The sequence below is a fragment of the Kaistia soli DSM 19436 genome (assembly GCF_900129325.1).
In the GTDB taxonomy this organism is placed as follows: domain Bacteria; phylum Pseudomonadota; class Alphaproteobacteria; order Rhizobiales; family Kaistiaceae; genus Kaistia; species Kaistia soli.
Genome location: NZ_FQUP01000001.1, coordinates 504170 through 518935, shown reverse-complemented (window position 1 = coordinate 518935; position 14766 = coordinate 504170). Strand labels below are relative to the sequence as shown.

Genomic DNA, 14766 nt, shown 5'->3' with positions numbered 1-14766 from the left:
ACGACTTTCGACGACGGTTCAGAGCAGGGCCTTGTCGTCCGCCGACATGTCGAAGAGCTGCCACGACCCGTCGACCGACCGGCACGCATGGCCATGATAGCGCCTGACGCCGCGCACGTCGCTGACCGTGAGCGCGATGGGCCGGCAGGAGAGGCCGCCGGTCCGGCTGCGCGTGTCGGCGAGTGCTGCGATCGTGCCCTCGTTGCCGGTGTCGGGATTGGTCCAGTCGAGCGCGTCGCCGTTCGGAGCATCGGCGAGCCGATTGGCCGCGAGCGTTCGGATGGATTCCCAGTCCGATTGGGCAAGCGAGCCGACGACCGTCGGCGCCGGCGGCTCAGCCTGGACAGGCTGCGGCGTGGCAGCTGGTGTGATGGAGCCTGTGGTAACGGTGTCCACGCCATCATGGCTGAATGGCGTCAGGCCGCAGCCGGCGAGGCCACCGGCGAAGAGAATGAGCGCTGCGATGCGTCTCATACACGGCCCTCGCGCGGCGCGGAGCGCTGCGGATGGCTGGCAATGGGGCTGAGGCCCGCTATATCTTTTGACAGTTGCGGCATGCGCGCCCCTCGAGCTGGCCGCAGCATCGGGGAAATTGGGTTAAGAATGAGTGACTTCACAGACGCGACCAACCCATTCGGCCTCTTTGCCGAATGGCTTCTCGAGGCGGAAAAGTCCGAGCCGAACGACCCCAACGCCATGGCGCTGGCCACTGTCGATGAAGACGGACTGCCGGATGTCCGAATGGTGCTGCTGAAGGATTTCGACGAACACGGCTTCGTCTTCTACACGAATTATGAGAGCGCCAAGGGGCGTGAGCTCCTGGCCCAGCCGAAGGCGGCGCTGCTTTTCCACTGGAAGTCGCTGCGGCGGCAGGTGCGGGTGCGCGGTCCGGCGGAGCCGGTCCCAGCCGAAGAGGCGGATGACTATTTCAAGACCCGCCCCCGCCACAGTCGGCTCGGCGCCTGGGCGTCGCAGCAGTCACGGCCGCTCGAATCACGCTTCGCCTTGGAAAAGGCCGTCGCGCTGGTCGCGGCGCGTTATCCGCTCGGCGACGTGCCGCGACCGCCGCACTGGTCCGGCTTCCGCATCCGCCCGACGCAGATTGAATTCTGGAAGGACGGCGCCTTCCGCCTGCATGACCGGATCGTCTTCGGCCGCGCCGAACCGGATGCGCCAGAATGGAGCCGCGAGCGGCTCTATCCCTAGCGCCGACCCTTGGGGCGTTACTCGCGGCGTGCTGATTGCCGCGCCAGCTTCACGGCAAGCCATATTGCCGAGATGAGGAAGTAGAAGGCGCCGAAGGCAGCATAGGGCGCGATGTCGACGATGCCGGGTGTGGCGGCGCCTGTCGCCTGCTTGATGAAGAAAGCGCCCGCGAGCGCCGACTGGGCACCGCTCAGAATCATCGCCCATTGAGCGCCTGTCTTCCAGCGCCGCACCCCTGTGATGAGCTGGAACAGGCCGGCGAGAATGGCCCAGACGCCGAACACGGCCAGGACCGCGTTGAGGCTCTGTCCGAGCGCCACGACAACGGCAAGGCTCGTCAACAGGCTGACTGTCGCATTGATGGCCTGGCTCGGACTGGCTTTCAGCCCGCCGCTGCGTTTCGCGTCGACGACATTGGCGATGGCATCCCACGCCGGATACGCGATCAGAAGGGCTGCCTCGATCGGAGGCATGCTCCTGCCAATTGTGAAGGCGGCCGCCACCCAGGCGATGGAGAAGCCCGCGCGGGCAAAATAATACGACCTCAGCCAGCGCGATGCGGCGAGAGGACTGGGTTCCTGAAGGGTCTGGTGGCTCATTGGTCGATCCTTTGGCCTGGGCGCGGAGGAAGATCGGAATAGATGCCCCGCGCGCAAGGTGGTCCTGGAAACGGTTTGGCCTGGCCAGGAAAGCGAAGTATTGTCAGGCCGATACACGATCTTCGTGTGAGCCTTGTACCGTCGGCGACCAAGAGCAGCCATGATGGAACTGCTGGAAAACTTGATCATTCGTCCGGAAGGATCGGATCCGGCCGTTTCGGGGGATTTGCTCTCCGACGTGCTGTCGCAGATCCGGCTCACGGGAGATCATGTCGTTTCGCAGACATTGGCCGAGGGGGAGGAGCTCGATGTTGCGCCGACGGAGGCGCATGTCGCCATCGTCACGGCCGGCGAACTGCGGATGGAAGGCGAAGGCCTGGCCTTTGCGACCATCGGCACGGGCGACCTTCTGCTATTTCCCAGGGGATGCGGCGGCTTCCGGCTCGTGGCATTGGATCCCGGCGCGAAGGTCGTGGTCTGCCGCTTCTGGTTCGACCCCGACAGCCTTCGCGGAATGATCTTCGCATTGCCGCCATGCATCCGCCTCCGGCCGGCGGAGGCCGGCGGATGGATCGAGGGCATCGCCCACTTCATGATGCTGGAGACAAGCGACGTTCAGCCCGGGGCGTCCTTGATGATATCCCGGCTGATCGACCTTATCGTCATCCGCGCATTGCGGAGTTGGGTGCATCAGGGCCATACGACGGGGTGGCTCGGCGGGCTCGCCGATCCCCGGATTGCGCGCGCCCTGAAAGCTATCCATCAGGCGCCGATGCAGCGTTGGAGCATTCCCGCGCTGGCGGAGATCGCCGGCATGTCGCGCTCCAGTTTCTGCGATCGCTTTGCGGCGCTCGTCGGGCGCGCGCCGCTTCGCTATCAAAACGAATGGCGGTTGGGGCTCGCCCGCGAGATGCTGGCTAGGCGCGACGCGCGCATCGGCGAGATCGGCCTGAGGATCGGCTATGTCTCGGAGGCCGCATTCAGCCGCGCCTATAAGGATCTGTTCGGGCATTCCCCGCGCGCAGAATATGCACGGCGTGCTGCGCCCCGGGCTCCATAGGCCACGCTCCTCCTACGTCGCCGTGCCGCCGACCGTGATCTGGTCGATCCTGAGCGTCGGCTGGCCGACGCCGACCGGCACGCCCTGACCGCTCTTGCCGCAGGTGCCGATGCCGAGATCGAGCGCCATGTCATTGCCAACCATCGAGACACGGCGCATCGCGTCCGGTCCATTGCCGATCAGCATCGCGCCTTTCACGGGCGCGCCGATGCGGCCGTTCTCGATCATGTAGGCTTCGGTCGAGGCGAACACGAACTTGCCCGAGGTGATGTCGACCTGGCCGCCGCCGAACGACACCATGTAGAGCCCGTTCTTCACCGAGCTCAGAATCTCGTCCGGCTGATGGCTGCCGCCGAGCATGATCGTGTTGGTCATGCGCGGCATCGGCACATGCGCATAGGACTGGCGGCGGCCATTGCCGGTCGCCTTCATGCCCATGAGGCGCGCATTCTGCCGATCCTGCATGTAGCCGACGAGGATGCCGTCCTCGATCAGCGTCGTCGTCTGGGTCGGCGTGCCTTCGTCGTCGAATGAGAGCGAGCCGCGGCGGTCGACGATCGTGCCGTCATCCACCACCGTCACGCCCTTGGCTGCCACCTGCTGACCCATCAGACCGGCAAACGCGCTCTCGCCGCGACGGTTGAAATCCCCTTCGAGCCCGTGGCCGACCGCCTCATGCAGCATGACGCCTGGCCAGCCGGGTCCGAGCACGACATCGAAGGTGCCGGCGGGCGCGGGAATCGCCTCGAGATTGACGAGCGCCTGCCGCAACGCCTGATCGACGGCATATTGCCAGCGTTCGGTGGTGACGAACTGCCCGAAGCCCTCGCGCCCCCCCATGCCGAACGAACCCTGCTCCTGCCGGTCGCCCTGGCCGGCGACGATCGAAACGTTGACCCGCACCATCGGGCGGATGTCACGGCGGTAAGTGCCGTCGGGGCGCAGAATCTCGACCACCTGCCACGAGCCGGCGAGCGAGGCGCTCACCTGGCGGACGCGGGGATCCTTGGCCCGCGCATAGGCATCGATCTGTTCCAGCAGAGTCACCTTCTCGGCAAAGCTCGGCGCGCCGATCGGGTTCTCATCGGTATAGAGACGGCGGTTGGTGCCGGCCGGCGGCTCTGCCAGCACGCCGGAATGCCCCGATTTTACGGAAGCGACTGCCTCACCGGCCCTGCGGATCGCGTCTAGCGAGACCTCGCCGGCATGGGCATAGCCAACGGCTTCGCCCGCGACGGCGCGGAGGCCGAAGCCCTGACGGACGTCATAGCTGGCGCCCGATAGCCGACCATTGTCGAAGACGAGCCCTTCGGATTGGGCATATTCGAGATAGAGCTCGCCGTCGTCTGCGCCGGCAAGCGCCTCGGCAACCACGGCTTCCGTCTCCGCGCGATCGAGCCCGGCGCGAGCGAGGATGGACAAAGATTCATCGGCCATGGTGAAGACTCCGGAGGGACTGTGTCGAGACAGATAGGCGATCGCTCAGCGTTTCGCACCCCCGCTGCGCCGGACGCCCCGCCACAACCGTCCGTGGCAAGATATTCGATCCTGAAAGCTCGCTTCGGCTGGAACCGGTATGGCCCCAGCGAAAGGCCGCGCGTCAGTAGAGGATCGCCTTGTAGCGCTCGAGCATTTCGGCATCGCTTTCAGGCGGCGCGGAAGAGCGGGTGTGGTCCTTCAGCATTTCGCCCATGGTCGGCAGCAGCGTCCGCTCGGGCCAGCTGTCCGGGGCCCAGAGGTCCGAGCGGATCAGCGCCTTGCCGCATTGGAGATAGGCCTCGCGCACGGTGACGACCAGAACCGTCGCCGGGAGCGAATCGTCGACGCGATGCGCCTCGCGCAGGACGAGGTCGTCATCGATCACCGCGTCGCCATTGACGCGCAGCGTCTCGAGGAAACCGGGGATCAGGAACAGCAGCCCGATTCCCGGTCGTTCGACGATGTTGGTGAGCGAATCGACGCGCCTGTTGCCCGGCCGGTCGGGGATGATCAGCGTCCTCTCGTCGGCGACCGTCACGAAGCCGGGATGATCACCGCGCGGCGTGGCATCGCCGAGCCCGTCCGGCCCCTGCGTCGAGAGGACGAGGAACGGCGATAGTGCGATGAAGGCGCGGCAATGCCTGTCGATATGGTCGAGCTGCTTGGCGAGCGCGCGCGGCGAGGGGGCGCCATAAAGCGCCCGCAAGGCTTCGGGTGATCTGATCGGAGCCATCGCGCTAAGCCTCTCGTCAGGGCAGGGCGTCGAAGCCCGGGCCGAACCCGTTCAGCGAGATCGGGATGCCGATGCCTTCTTCCGGCGTTTGGAAGATCACGAAGGTCGCGGTCTTGCCGGCGCGTAGCTTGCCGATGAGGTTGTCGTCGAGAATCACCTCGGCCAGGCAGCCATCCGGCAGGCAGCGCACGAAGCCGGCGCGGCCCATTTCGTTCTGGTCGATCTTGAGCCCGAGGCCGGAGGGCAGCAGCACGCCAAGCGGTGCCAGCACGCGCATCACCTTGGCCTTCTTGTCCGCCGTCTTCAGCACGATCACCGAGAGGCCGACATTATCGCGGTCCTCTGCCGTGACGAATTGCATCATCGAGCAGATTTCCTCCTGCGCCCCCGGCGGCTTGTCGCACCGCGTTTCCCAGTCGCCATGCATGCCCTTGGAAACGCCCTGCGCCCGTGCGGTGCCGGACGGTCCGGCTAGGGGTGCGAGAACGAACGCCAGGGCCAGGCCGAGGGTCGCCAGCAGAAGCATCCGGCGCGGTGCGCGCCCGTGCAGTTCAGTCGTGTTCACCGGTTCGATCTCCTGGATTCCCGCCATTTCGGGCCATGATCCTCGCACAGCCAATCTCGTTCCTGGCCGCATTGATCGATGTCATGCCGGGCGCGATTTGCCGCATCATTTCTCACGATCCACCGTTGCGAGGCAAAGGTCCATGTGGTTTGTCTCGGGCGATATTCGGCAAATCCGAAATCGCACCGTGGAAGCATCCTGCCTTCGGCCTATACTGTTGTGGAAAATGGCGCAACGGAGGCCGGGCGCGCGGGCGCACCGGATGCCGCTGAGGAATGAAAGGGAGTGACGACGTGACGAAGGCCAAGACGCGTCTCGGATCGGGCTTGTTGCTCGGTGGGTCGATCGCGGCAGTCCTCGGCGCGATGTCGGGCGCCGCCGAGGCCGCCCAGCCGACGCCCTGGGCGATGTGGCTGCAGGAGCCGGCTTCTCCGATCATGGAGCGGATCAACAGCTTCAACATCGGCATTACCATCGCCATGGTCGCGATTGTGCTGATCGTGCTCGCGCTGCTGATCTATGTGATGGTGCGCTTCAGCGCGAAGGCCAATCCGGTTCCCTCGCGCACCTCGCACAATACGCTGATCGAGGTCGTTTGGACCGTCGCGCCGATCCTTATTCTGATCGCGATCGCGATTCCCTCGTTCTCGCTGCTGTTCGCGCAGCAGGACCCGGGCCGCATCATCAAGGACTACGATCCGGCCAAGGTGCTGACCGTCAAGGCGACCGGCATCCAGTGGTACTGGAACTACGAATATCCGGACAATGGCGGCGTCGCCTTCGATTCGAACATGATCCCCGAGAACGAGATCAAGGATCCGAAGACCCAGCCGCGCCTCCTCGCCGTGGACAACGAAATGATCGTCCCGGTCGGCACGGTTGTCCGCATGCAGGTCATCGGCCAGGACGTCATCCACTCCTTCGCGCTGCCGTCCTTCGGCATCAAGATCGACGCGGTCCCGGGCCGCCTCAACGAGACCTGGTTCCTCGCTGAGCGTGAAGGCGTCTATTACGGTCAGTGCTCCGAGCTTTGCGGCATCAACCATGCCTTCATGCCGATCGCGATCCGCGTGGTGAAGCCGGAGCAGTTCCAGACCTGGGTCACCGCGGCGAAGACCGATTTGCCCGGCGCCTACAAGCAGCTTTTCGCCAGCATCGAGGCTGACGCCGCCAAGGTGGCGTCGGCGGATGCGGCCAAGCCGGCAGCGGCTGGTTCGATCGTTGAGGTCGCGGCGCGCTGATATCGGCGCTGCCGCACAATCTCGTTGCTCGGCCCCGGCGCACTGCGCCAGCGGGCCTGATGAATTAAGGGAAGGGGTGAGGCCATGGCTTCTCATGCCGCAGAGGCGTCGCACGATCACCATCCGACCGGATGGCGGCGCTGGGTCTATTCGACCAACCACAAAGACATCGGCACGATGTACCTGATCTTCGCGATCATGTCGGGCATCCTCGGTGGCGCGCTGTCGGTCGGCATCCGCATGGAGCTGCAGAACCCCGGTCTGCAGATCTTCGGCAATCCCTATGTCTTCAACACCTTCACCACCGCGCATGGCCTGATCATGATCTTCTTCATGGTCATGCCAGCGATGATCGGTGGTTTTGGCAACTGGTTCGTGCCGATCATGATCGGAGCCCCCGACATGGCGTTCCCGCGCATGAACAACATCTCGTTCTGGCTGCTGCCGCCCTCGATCCTGCTGCTGATCATCTCGCTGTTCATGCCGAGCGCGGCCGGTCAGCACGGCGTTGGCGGCGGCTGGACGATCTATCCGCCTTTCTCGAGTTCCGGCCCTGAAGGCCAGCCCGGACCGGCGATGGATTTCGCGATCCTCGCCCTTCATATCTCGGGTGCCTCGTCGATCCTCGGCGCGATCAACTTCATCACGACGATCTTCAACATGCGCGCCCCGGGCATGACGCTGCACAAGATGCCGCTCTTCGCCTGGTCGGTTCTGGTCACCGCCTTCCTGCTGCTGCTGTCTTTGCCGGTGCTTGCCGGCGCCATCACCATGCTGCTGACCGACCGCAATTTCGGCACCACTTTCTTCAAGCCGGAAGGCGGCGGTGATCCGATCCTGTTCCAGCACCTCTTCTGGTTCTTCGGTCATCCTGAGGTGTACATCCTGATTCTGCCGGGCTTCGGCATCATCAGCCACGTCATCTCGACCTTCTCGAAGAAGCCGATCTTCGGTTATATCGGCATGGCCTATGCCATGGTCGCCATCGGCGTTGTCGGCTTCGTCGTGTGGGCGCACCACATGTACACAACCGGCCTCTCGTTCGAGACGCAGGCTTATTTCGTGGCGGCCACCATGGTCATCGCGGTGCCGACCGGCATCAAGATCTTCTCGTGGATCGCGACGATGTGGGGTGGCTCGATCGAGTTCAAGACGCCGATGCTCTGGGCAGTCGGCTTCATCTTCCTGTTCACGGTCGGAGGCGTCACGGGCGTCATGCTCGCCAATGCCGGCCTCGACCGCGTCTTCCAGGACACCTATTTCGTGGTGGCGCATTTCCACTACGTGCTGTCGCTCGGCGCCGTGTTCGCGATCTTCGCCGGCTGGTACTATTGGTTCCCGAAGATGTTCGGCTACATGTACGACGATCGCATCGGCAAGCTGCATTTCTGGGTCACGTTCATCGGCGTCAACCTCGTCTTCTTCCCGCAGCATTTCCTCGGCATGGACGGCATGCCGCGCCGCTATGCCGACTATCCGGACGCGCTGTGGGGCTGGAACTTCGTTTCGTCGATCGGTTCCTATATCTCGGCCTTCGCCGTCCTGATCTTCCTCTATGGCGTGTTTGATGCCTTCCGCCGCAAGGTGCCGGCTCCGAACAATCCGTGGGGCCCCGGCGCGACCACGCTGGAATGGCAGCTGTCCTCGCCGCCGCCCTTCCATCAGTGGGAAGTGCTGCCCCGTATCGGCGAAGTGAAGCACTAGCCGAACTTTGAATGACGGAGCCGGGCGCGCCCGGCTCCAACCCTGAATGGTTGCCGCCTGATGTCTGACGTGCAGATCGACCGGATCGACACCGCGAGCCTCGCCGGCCCGGCGGATTACATCGCGCTGCTGAAGCCGCGCGTGATGTCGCTCGTCGTCTTCACGGCTTTGGTCGGCATGGTCATGGCTCCCGGCGGGATCCACCCCGTCGTCGGCTTCGCGGCGCTGCTCTGCATCGCAGTCGGCGCCGGGGCCTCGGGCGCGCTCAACATGTGGTATGACGCCGACATCGATCGGCTGATGCTGCGCACGCAAAAGCGCCCGATCCCGGCCGGCCGCGTCACCGAGAGCGAGGCACTCGCCTTTGGCCTGACGCTGGCGGCCTTCTCGGTCGGCTGTCTGACGGTACTGGTCAATCCGGTCGCGGGTGGCCTGCTTGCCTTCACGATCTTCTTCTATGTCGTCATCTATTCGATGTGGCTGAAGCGCTGGACGCCGCAGAACATCGTCATCGGCGGCGCGGCCGGCGCTTTCCCGCCCGTGGTCGCCTGGGCTTCCGTCACCGGATCGGTCAGCGTCGAAAGCGTCGTGCTGTTCCTGATCATCTTCATGTGGACGCCGCCGCATTTCTGGGCGCTCGCGCTGTTCAAGTCGGACGACTACAAGCGGGCAGGGATTCCCATGCTGCCGGTGGTGGCGGGCCTTGCTGAGACGCGGCGCCAGATCCTGATTTATTCCGTGCTGCTCGCGCCGATCGGCGTGCTCCCGGCGATCCTCGGCTTCGCCTCGCTGGCTTATGGCTGCGCTGCGGCGGCGCTCGGCGCGGTGTTCCTCGGCATGGCTGTTCGGGTCTACCGCATGGCCGACAGCGACGCCGCGATGCTGCCGGCGAAGCGGCTGTTCGCCTTCTCCATTTTCTATCTCTTCATGCTCTTCGCGATGCTGCTCGTCGAGCGGCTGGCCATGCTGGCAGGCCTGTCATGGTAGCGGATCTGGAGCGCAATCGCGGCTCTGAGGCCATGCCCTCTGTCGATGACGGTATCCGCTTGACGCCCGAGCAATTGCGTCGCCGCCGCGCGCGCTCGATCGCGATCGGCCTGGCCCTCGGCGCGCTCGTCATCCTGTTCTGGGCGGTCACGATCGTGAAGCTCGGCGGCAATGTCGCGAACCGGAGCCTCTGACGCATGACCAGCCCCGAGCCACACCCTGCACCGCGCCGCGCCAGCAAGCGCTCGCTCGGCGTGACGGCGGCTGTCAGCGCGGTGTTCGGCGTGGCCATGCTCGCTGCGGCCTTCGCGTCTGTTCCGATCTATCGCCTGTTCTGCCAGATGACCGGCTATGGCGGCACCACCCAGCGCGCCGAGGCGGCGCCCGGCCAGGTGCTCGACCGCATGGTCACCGTCCGCTTCGATGCCAATGTCGCCAATGGCATCGGCTGGGCATTCCGCCCCGAGCAGCGCGAAGTCCGCGTCAGGCTTGGCGAGGTCGGCCATGTCAATTTCATCGCGGAGAACCGCACCGCCGAAACGTCGACAGGGCAGGCCGGCTTCAACGTCCAGCCGGATTCGTCCGGGCGCTTCTTCAACAAGATCGCCTGCTTCTGCTTCAATTCGCAGACGCTGAAGGCGGGCGAGCGCGTCGAGATGCCGGTGACGTTTTTCGTCGATCCGGCGATGGCTGACGACGTCGACTCCCGCTACACCGACACGATCACACTTTCCTACACGTTCTATCCGAGCGTTGAGGCCAAGCCGGCGCCGTTGGCGTCGCTCGGGCCGGGCGCTGCGGATCCAAAGCTTCGATAAGGACCGGGGAGCACCATCATGGCTGAGGCCCACGCCAAGCACCACGACTACCATCTCGTCAATCCCAGCCCCTGGCCGTTCCTCGGTTCGATCGGCGCGCTGGCGATGGCGATCGGCGGCATCTCCTATATGCACGGCGCCTCGCTGCTGTGGATGGTCCCCGGCCTTCTGATGGTGCTCTACACCATGGCGGCGTGGTGGACCGACGTCGTCAAGGAAGGGCAGCAGGGCTTCCATACACGCGTGGTGCAGTTGCATCTGCGCTACGGCATGATCCTGTTCATCGCCTCTGAGGTGATGTTCTTCGTCGCCTGGTTCTGGGCTTTCTTCGATGCCAGCCTCTTCGCCCACGAGGCGCAGCAGTTCGCCCGCTTCGAATTCACGGGCGGTCACTGGCCGCCGAAGGGCATTGAGGTCTTCGATCCTTGGCACCTGCCGCTGCTCAACACGCTGCTGCTTCTGACCTCGGGAACGACCGTGACCTGGGCCCATCACGCCCTGCTCGAGAATGACCGCGAAGGCCTGAAGTGGGGCCTCATTTGCACGGTCGTGCTCGGCTTCATCTTCTCCTGCGTCCAGGCGATCGAATACACGCACGCGGCCTTCTCGTTCGGCGGCAACATCTACGGCGCCACCTTCTTCATGGCGACGGGCTTCCACGGCTTCCATGTCATTATCGGCACGATCTTCCTGATCGTCTGTCTGGCCCGGGCGCTCGCCGGCCAGTTTACCCCGAAGGAGCATTTCGGCTTCGAGGCGGCGGCCTGGTACTGGCACTTCGTCGACGTGGTCTGGCTGTTCCTGTTCTTCGCCATCTATGTTTGGGGTGGCTGGGGCGCGCCGATCCATCTCGCCTGATTTTGGCTCTGCGCCGCTGCCCAGGCAGGCGGCGCAGGCCCGGAGACAATGACGCCATGAGCGATCCGGAAGCGATTGAGCCGCAGCATGCTCCGGATCGCGCGCTCTATGCGCCGATCTCGCCGACCGCGAGCGGGATGCGCGGCCTCTGCCCGCGTTGCGGCCAGGGAAAGCTGTTCAAGGGCTTTCTCGATCTGCAGCCGGCCTGCCAGAATTGCGGCCTCGATTATTCCTTCATCGACTCGGGCGACGGCCCGGCGGTGTTCGTCATACTGATCGTCGGCTTCATCGTCGCCTTCCTGGCGCTCTATGTCGAATTCACCTTTCAGCCGCCGTTCTGGGTGCACATTCTGCTTTGGGTGCCCCTGATCCTCGGGCTGTCACTTGGCATGCTTCGCCCGCTCAAGGGCCTGATGATCGCCATTCAATATCGCACCAAGGCCGAGCAGGGCCGGCTCGAATAGCGTGCCAATGACGGCACGCGGCCGGCGAGACGCGCGAGGATGCCTATGACGCGTCGTGATGCTCCCACTCGCGTGAAATCACCGATCCGCCGACTCGTGGCGCCTGCCCTCGCCACGATTGTGATGTTCGTTCTGCTGTGCGGCCTCGGCTTCTGGCAGCTGCAGCGCCTTCATTGGAAGGAAGCGCTGATCGCGCAGGTCGACAGCCGCATCCATGCAGCGCCTGTTCCGGCGCCCGGTCCTGAAGCCTGGCCGACCCTTGATCTTGCTGAAGCGGACTTCACGCCAGTAACGGTCAGCGGCACCTTCCTGACAGACAAGGAAGCGCTGCTCTATATGACGCTGTCGGAGCCGAAGGGCCCGATTGGTGGTGTCGGCTGGCAGGTCTTCGTCCCGCTGAAAACCGATGCCGGCTGGATCGTCTATGTCAATCGAGGCTTCGTCCCCGATCCGCGACGCGATCCCGCGACGCGCGCCGAAGGCCAGCCAACCGGCACTGTCTCGGTAACCGGATTGCTGCGGCGCCCGGAACGGCCTCTGCATCTCTTCGGCGACGGCATGAGCCGCGACAATCAGTGGTTCGCCCGAGAGCCGGCGCTCTACGCGCGGGCTGCCGGTCTGCCTGCCGCGGAGGTCGCGCCCTATTCGATCGATGCCGATGCGACGCCCAATCCGGGCGGCCTGCCGCAGGGCGGCGAGACGCTGGTCGTCTTTCCGAACAACCACCTGCAATATGTGATCACATGGTTCGGGCTTGCTCTGGCGCTCGTCGGCGTCTTCATCGCCTATGCGCGCGGGGTGCTGAAGCGCGGCCCGGACGACGAGGCCGACTGACGCCGATCAGGCGTGGCCGGCATCCGTTGAAAGCATCGCCGGTTCGATGCCGAGCAGCGACAGCGCGCGGCCATATTTTCCATCGAGATCTGTGTCGAAGATGAGATCCATGTCGCCTTCCAGCGAAAGCCAGCCATTGGCCTGGATTTCCTGTTCCAGCTGCCCGGCGCCCCAGCCGGCATAGCCAAGCGCCAGCATGGCATTTTCCGGGCCCGCGCCCGAAGCGATCGCCTTCAGAACGTCGAGCGTCGCCGTCAGGCAGATATTATCGTCGATCGGCAAGGTCGAATTCTCGACGAAATAATCGGCGCTGTGCAGCACGAAGCCGCGACCGGTTTCCACCGGGCCACCGCGCTGGACGATCATCCGGCTCGCCGCGCGCGGCAGGCGAATCTCGGGGCCTTCGGCGATGATGTCGAGTTGAATGAGAAGATCGGCGAAGTCGATCTGCGGCACCGCCTGGTTGACGACGATGCCCATGGCACCCTCATCGGAATGAGCGCAGAGATAGATGACGGAGCGCGCGAACCGGTCATCCTGCATGCTCGGCATTGCGATGAGGAACTGACCGTCCAGATAGCTGCGCTCGGTAGCGGCTCGCATCGACATCGTCTCGCCCATCGACAAACTGTAGCACCTCGGCTCGGGATTGAAAACGGACGCTGCTCGGCCGTCACACGAACAAATGATCGGAGGCGGCTGGTGCTGGGCCGGCGCCGCCGTTAATTCGATGCGAAGCAATCCTTGTTCAGGCTCGATCGGGCGAACGCTTTCAGGACAATCTTGACCCCCCGCCTTCTGTTCCGCCTCTTCCCGCTGCTGCCTGCGATCCTTTTTGCCCTGCCGGCGTTCGCCGCCACAGGCCAATGGGCAGAGGGCGAGCACGCCCGAATGAGGCTGGTCGCGGCGCGGCCGGCTCCCGGAGCTCCGTTTGAGGCGGCGATCGAGCTAGAGCTCGACCCCGGCTGGAAGACCTATTGGCGGACCCCGGGCGATGCTGGCATTCCGCCGCGCTTCGATTTCTCCGCCTCGACAAATGCCGGCGGGGCAACCATCGACTATCCGGCGCCCGAGCGCAGCGATGACGGCTTCTCGGTCTCGAACGTCTATCACGACCGCGTCCTGCTGCCGGTTCGTTTCAGTCTCAGCGATCCCGACGAGCCCGCGCGGCTCGTACTCGCCGCCGATCTCGGCGTCTGCAAGGATATCTGCCTGCCGGTGAGCCTTTCCGCCAATCTCGACGTCTCGCCTGCTGACGCGGAACCTCGGGCGATCGCGACGCTTGCCGAGGCGAGGGCAGCGCTGCCTGGTCCCGGCCAGACGGGCGTCTTCGAAATCGAGGCGCTGCGGCAGGTGGGGGGCAATGAAAAGTCACCTGAATACGAAGTTGAGGTTGCTGCGGCGTCGCCCGATGACAGCCTGCTCTTCGTCGAGACGCCTTCGGACTGGTACCCCGCGACGCCAACGCTTGCATCGACAGGGAAGGGGACAGCGACCTATCGCTTCGCCATCGATCGGAAGACTGCTTCAGGTCCGCTTGCCGGTGCCTCCATCCGCCTGACATTGTCTAGCGGCAGTGCCGCGACGACCCGTGCCTTCACGCTCGGCTCAACCGGAGCGGCGACTGCGACACCCTAGACATGCCTCACCGCGTGTTCCCGGCGCTATGCTGGGCTGCGAATTCCTACCTTCCCCCATCCATGGAGACTGCGATGACCATCTCGGTTGGCGAGCGCCTGCCTGACGCCAAGTTCCGCATCATGACGCCGGACGGCGTTGTCGAGAAAACGACGGCCGAGATCTTCGGCGGGAAGAAGGTGGTCCTGTTCGCCGTGCCGGGCGCCTTCACGCCCACATGCCACAACAACCATCTGCCCGGCTATATCGACCAGGGCGATGCGATCAAGGCGAAGGGCGTCGATGAGATCGCGGTGGTCGCGGTGAATGACGTCTTCGTCATGAGCGCGTGGGCCAAGGCAACGGGTGGCGAGGGCAAGATCCTTTATCTCGCCGATGGCGCCGGCGCTTTCACGAAGGCGGCAGGACTCGAAGTCGACCTCGGCCCGGCCGGTCTCGGCGTCCGTTCACGTCGTTACGCGATGGTGGTCGAGGACGGCACCGTCACGGCCCTCAACATCGAGGATGCGCCGGGCGTTACCGTCTCGGGCGCTGCGGCGGTTCTCGGGCTTCTCTGAGACCGGCGAACGTCCATCGACAA

At 64.6% G+C, this 14766-nt stretch carries 18 protein-coding genes; 12 read left to right on the top strand and 6 right to left on the bottom strand.

The window, feature by feature from the left end:
- Positions 1-18: 18 nt before the first annotated feature.
- Positions 19-474: an RT0821/Lpp0805 family surface protein gene (locus BUB39_RS02660; RefSeq protein ID WP_073051481.1), complete on the bottom strand. Its 456-nt coding sequence runs from the start codon at positions 472-474 to the stop codon at positions 19-21.
- Positions 475-603: 129 nt separating this feature from the next.
- Here BUB39_RS02660 and pdxH point away from each other — a divergent pair, with 129 nt between their 5' ends.
- Positions 604-1206, top strand: coding sequence for a pyridoxamine 5'-phosphate oxidase (pdxH, locus tag BUB39_RS02655; protein ID WP_073051480.1), 603 nt, complete (start codon positions 604-606; stop codon positions 1204-1206).
- 17 nt (positions 1207-1223) lie between these two features.
- Here pdxH and BUB39_RS02650 read toward each other — a convergent pair whose 3' ends face one another.
- Positions 1224-1805: a DUF308 domain-containing protein gene (locus BUB39_RS02650; RefSeq protein WP_073051479.1), complete on the bottom strand. Its 582-nt coding sequence runs from the start codon at positions 1803-1805 to the stop codon at positions 1224-1226.
- A 160-nt stretch (positions 1806-1965) separates the two neighbouring features.
- Between BUB39_RS02650 and BUB39_RS02645 the strand changes: the two genes are divergently transcribed.
- The gene (locus BUB39_RS02645; RefSeq protein WP_073051478.1) at positions 1966-2865 is read left to right on the top strand and encodes a helix-turn-helix transcriptional regulator; all 900 of its coding nucleotides are present in this window, start codon (positions 1966-1968) and stop codon (positions 2863-2865) included.
- 12 nt (positions 2866-2877) lie between these two features.
- On the opposite strand, the gene tldD is transcribed toward BUB39_RS02645, so the two are convergent.
- The 3 genes from tldD to BUB39_RS02630 form a co-directional block, all read right to left on the bottom strand.
- Positions 2878-4302 carry a metalloprotease TldD gene (tldD, locus tag BUB39_RS02640; protein WP_073051477.1) on the bottom strand — a complete coding sequence of 475 codons (1425 nt, stop codon included), beginning with the start codon at positions 4300-4302 and terminating at the stop codon, positions 2878-2880.
- A 163-nt stretch (positions 4303-4465) separates the two neighbouring features.
- Positions 4466-5077 (bottom strand): pyridoxamine 5'-phosphate oxidase family protein, encoded by a 612-nt coding sequence (locus BUB39_RS02635; RefSeq protein WP_073051476.1) that lies wholly within the window; start codon positions 5075-5077, stop codon positions 4466-4468.
- 16 nt (positions 5078-5093) lie between these two features.
- On the bottom strand, positions 5094-5603 hold the full coding sequence (locus BUB39_RS02630; RefSeq protein WP_073052703.1) for an invasion associated locus B family protein: 510 nt from the start codon (positions 5601-5603) through the stop codon (positions 5094-5096).
- Between the two features lie 332 nt (positions 5604-5935).
- On the opposite strand from BUB39_RS02630, the gene coxB reads away from it, so the two are divergent.
- From coxB to BUB39_RS02590, 8 genes are all read left to right on the top strand, one after another.
- Complete coding sequence (coxB, locus tag BUB39_RS02625; RefSeq protein WP_244540125.1) at positions 5936-6883, top strand: cytochrome c oxidase subunit II; 948 nt, start codon at positions 5936-5938, stop codon at positions 6881-6883.
- Positions 6884-6967: 84 nt separating this feature from the next.
- Entirely contained in the window at positions 6968-8587 is a 1620-nt protein-coding gene (ctaD, locus tag BUB39_RS02620; RefSeq protein WP_073051475.1) for a cytochrome c oxidase subunit I, read from the top strand.
- Between the two features lie 60 nt (positions 8588-8647).
- Positions 8648-9574, top strand: a complete 927-nt coding sequence (locus BUB39_RS02615; protein WP_073051474.1) for a heme o synthase — start codon at positions 8648-8650, stop codon at positions 9572-9574.
- Positions 9568-9768, top strand: a complete 201-nt coding sequence (locus tag BUB39_RS02610) for a hypothetical protein (protein WP_073051473.1) — start codon at positions 9568-9570, stop codon at positions 9766-9768. Before BUB39_RS02615 ends, BUB39_RS02610 begins: the two co-directional genes overlap by 7 nt.
- A gap of 3 nt (positions 9769-9771) precedes the next feature.
- Complete coding sequence (locus BUB39_RS02605; protein ID WP_073051472.1) at positions 9772-10392, top strand: cytochrome c oxidase assembly protein; 621 nt, start codon at positions 9772-9774, stop codon at positions 10390-10392.
- A gap of 18 nt (positions 10393-10410) precedes the next feature.
- Complete coding sequence (locus tag BUB39_RS02600; protein ID WP_073051471.1) at positions 10411-11250, top strand: cytochrome c oxidase subunit 3; 840 nt, start codon at positions 10411-10413, stop codon at positions 11248-11250.
- A gap of 56 nt (positions 11251-11306) precedes the next feature.
- Positions 11307-11714 carry a DUF983 domain-containing protein gene (locus BUB39_RS02595; protein WP_073051470.1) on the top strand — a complete coding sequence of 136 codons (408 nt, stop codon included), beginning with the start codon at positions 11307-11309 and terminating at the stop codon, positions 11712-11714.
- A 123-nt stretch (positions 11715-11837) separates the two neighbouring features.
- Complete coding sequence (locus tag BUB39_RS02590) at positions 11838-12548, top strand: SURF1 family protein (RefSeq protein ID WP_244540124.1); 711 nt, start codon at positions 11838-11840, stop codon at positions 12546-12548.
- Positions 12549-12554: 6 nt separating this feature from the next.
- On the opposite strand, the gene BUB39_RS02585 is transcribed toward BUB39_RS02590, so the two are convergent.
- Positions 12555-13151, bottom strand: coding sequence for a YqgE/AlgH family protein (locus tag BUB39_RS02585; RefSeq protein ID WP_084527092.1), 597 nt, complete (start codon positions 13149-13151; stop codon positions 12555-12557).
- Between the two features lie 180 nt (positions 13152-13331).
- Here BUB39_RS02585 and BUB39_RS02580 point away from each other — a divergent pair, with 180 nt between their 5' ends.
- Positions 13332-14186 (top strand): protein-disulfide reductase DsbD domain-containing protein, encoded by an 855-nt coding sequence (locus tag BUB39_RS02580; RefSeq protein WP_139251318.1) that lies wholly within the window; start codon positions 13332-13334, stop codon positions 14184-14186.
- 74 nt (positions 14187-14260) lie between these two features.
- Positions 14261-14743 carry a peroxiredoxin gene (locus BUB39_RS02575; RefSeq protein WP_073051466.1) on the top strand — a complete coding sequence of 161 codons (483 nt, stop codon included), beginning with the start codon at positions 14261-14263 and terminating at the stop codon, positions 14741-14743.
- Positions 14744-14766: the final 23 nt, after the last annotated feature.

Coding starts and splice junctions, on each gene's coding strand:
- BUB39_RS02660 (WP_073051481.1), bottom strand. CDS start 474: ATGAGACGCATCGCAGCGCTCATTCTCTTCGCCGGTGGCCTCGCCGGC.
- pdxH (WP_073051480.1), top strand. CDS start 604: ATGAGTGACTTCACAGACGCGACCAACCCATTCGGCCTCTTTGCCGAA.
- BUB39_RS02650 (WP_073051479.1), bottom strand. CDS start 1,805: ATGAGCCACCAGACCCTTCAGGAACCCAGTCCTCTCGCCGCATCGCGC.
- BUB39_RS02645 (WP_073051478.1), top strand. CDS start 1,966: ATGATGGAACTGCTGGAAAACTTGATCATTCGTCCGGAAGGATCGGAT.
- tldD (WP_073051477.1), bottom strand. CDS start 4,302: ATGGCCGATGAATCTTTGTCCATCCTCGCTCGCGCCGGGCTCGATCGC.
- BUB39_RS02635 (WP_073051476.1), bottom strand. CDS start 5,077: ATGGCTCCGATCAGATCACCCGAAGCCTTGCGGGCGCTTTATGGCGCC.
- BUB39_RS02630 (WP_073052703.1), bottom strand. CDS start 5,603: ATGCTTCTGCTGGCGACCCTCGGCCTGGCCCTGGCGTTCGTTCTCGCA.
- ctaD (WP_073051475.1), top strand. CDS start 6,968: ATGGCTTCTCATGCCGCAGAGGCGTCGCACGATCACCATCCGACCGGA.
- BUB39_RS02615 (WP_073051474.1), top strand. CDS start 8,648: ATGTCTGACGTGCAGATCGACCGGATCGACACCGCGAGCCTCGCCGGC.
- BUB39_RS02610 (WP_073051473.1), top strand. CDS start 9,568: ATGGTAGCGGATCTGGAGCGCAATCGCGGCTCTGAGGCCATGCCCTCT.
- BUB39_RS02605 (WP_073051472.1), top strand. CDS start 9,772: ATGACCAGCCCCGAGCCACACCCTGCACCGCGCCGCGCCAGCAAGCGC.
- BUB39_RS02600 (WP_073051471.1), top strand. CDS start 10,411: ATGGCTGAGGCCCACGCCAAGCACCACGACTACCATCTCGTCAATCCC.
- BUB39_RS02595 (WP_073051470.1), top strand. CDS start 11,307: ATGAGCGATCCGGAAGCGATTGAGCCGCAGCATGCTCCGGATCGCGCG.
- BUB39_RS02590 (WP_244540124.1), top strand. CDS start 11,838: ATGTTCGTTCTGCTGTGCGGCCTCGGCTTCTGGCAGCTGCAGCGCCTT.
- BUB39_RS02585 (WP_084527092.1), bottom strand. CDS start 13,151: ATGCGAGCCGCTACCGAGCGCAGCTATCTGGACGGTCAGTTCCTCATC.
- BUB39_RS02575 (WP_073051466.1), top strand. CDS start 14,261: ATGACCATCTCGGTTGGCGAGCGCCTGCCTGACGCCAAGTTCCGCATC.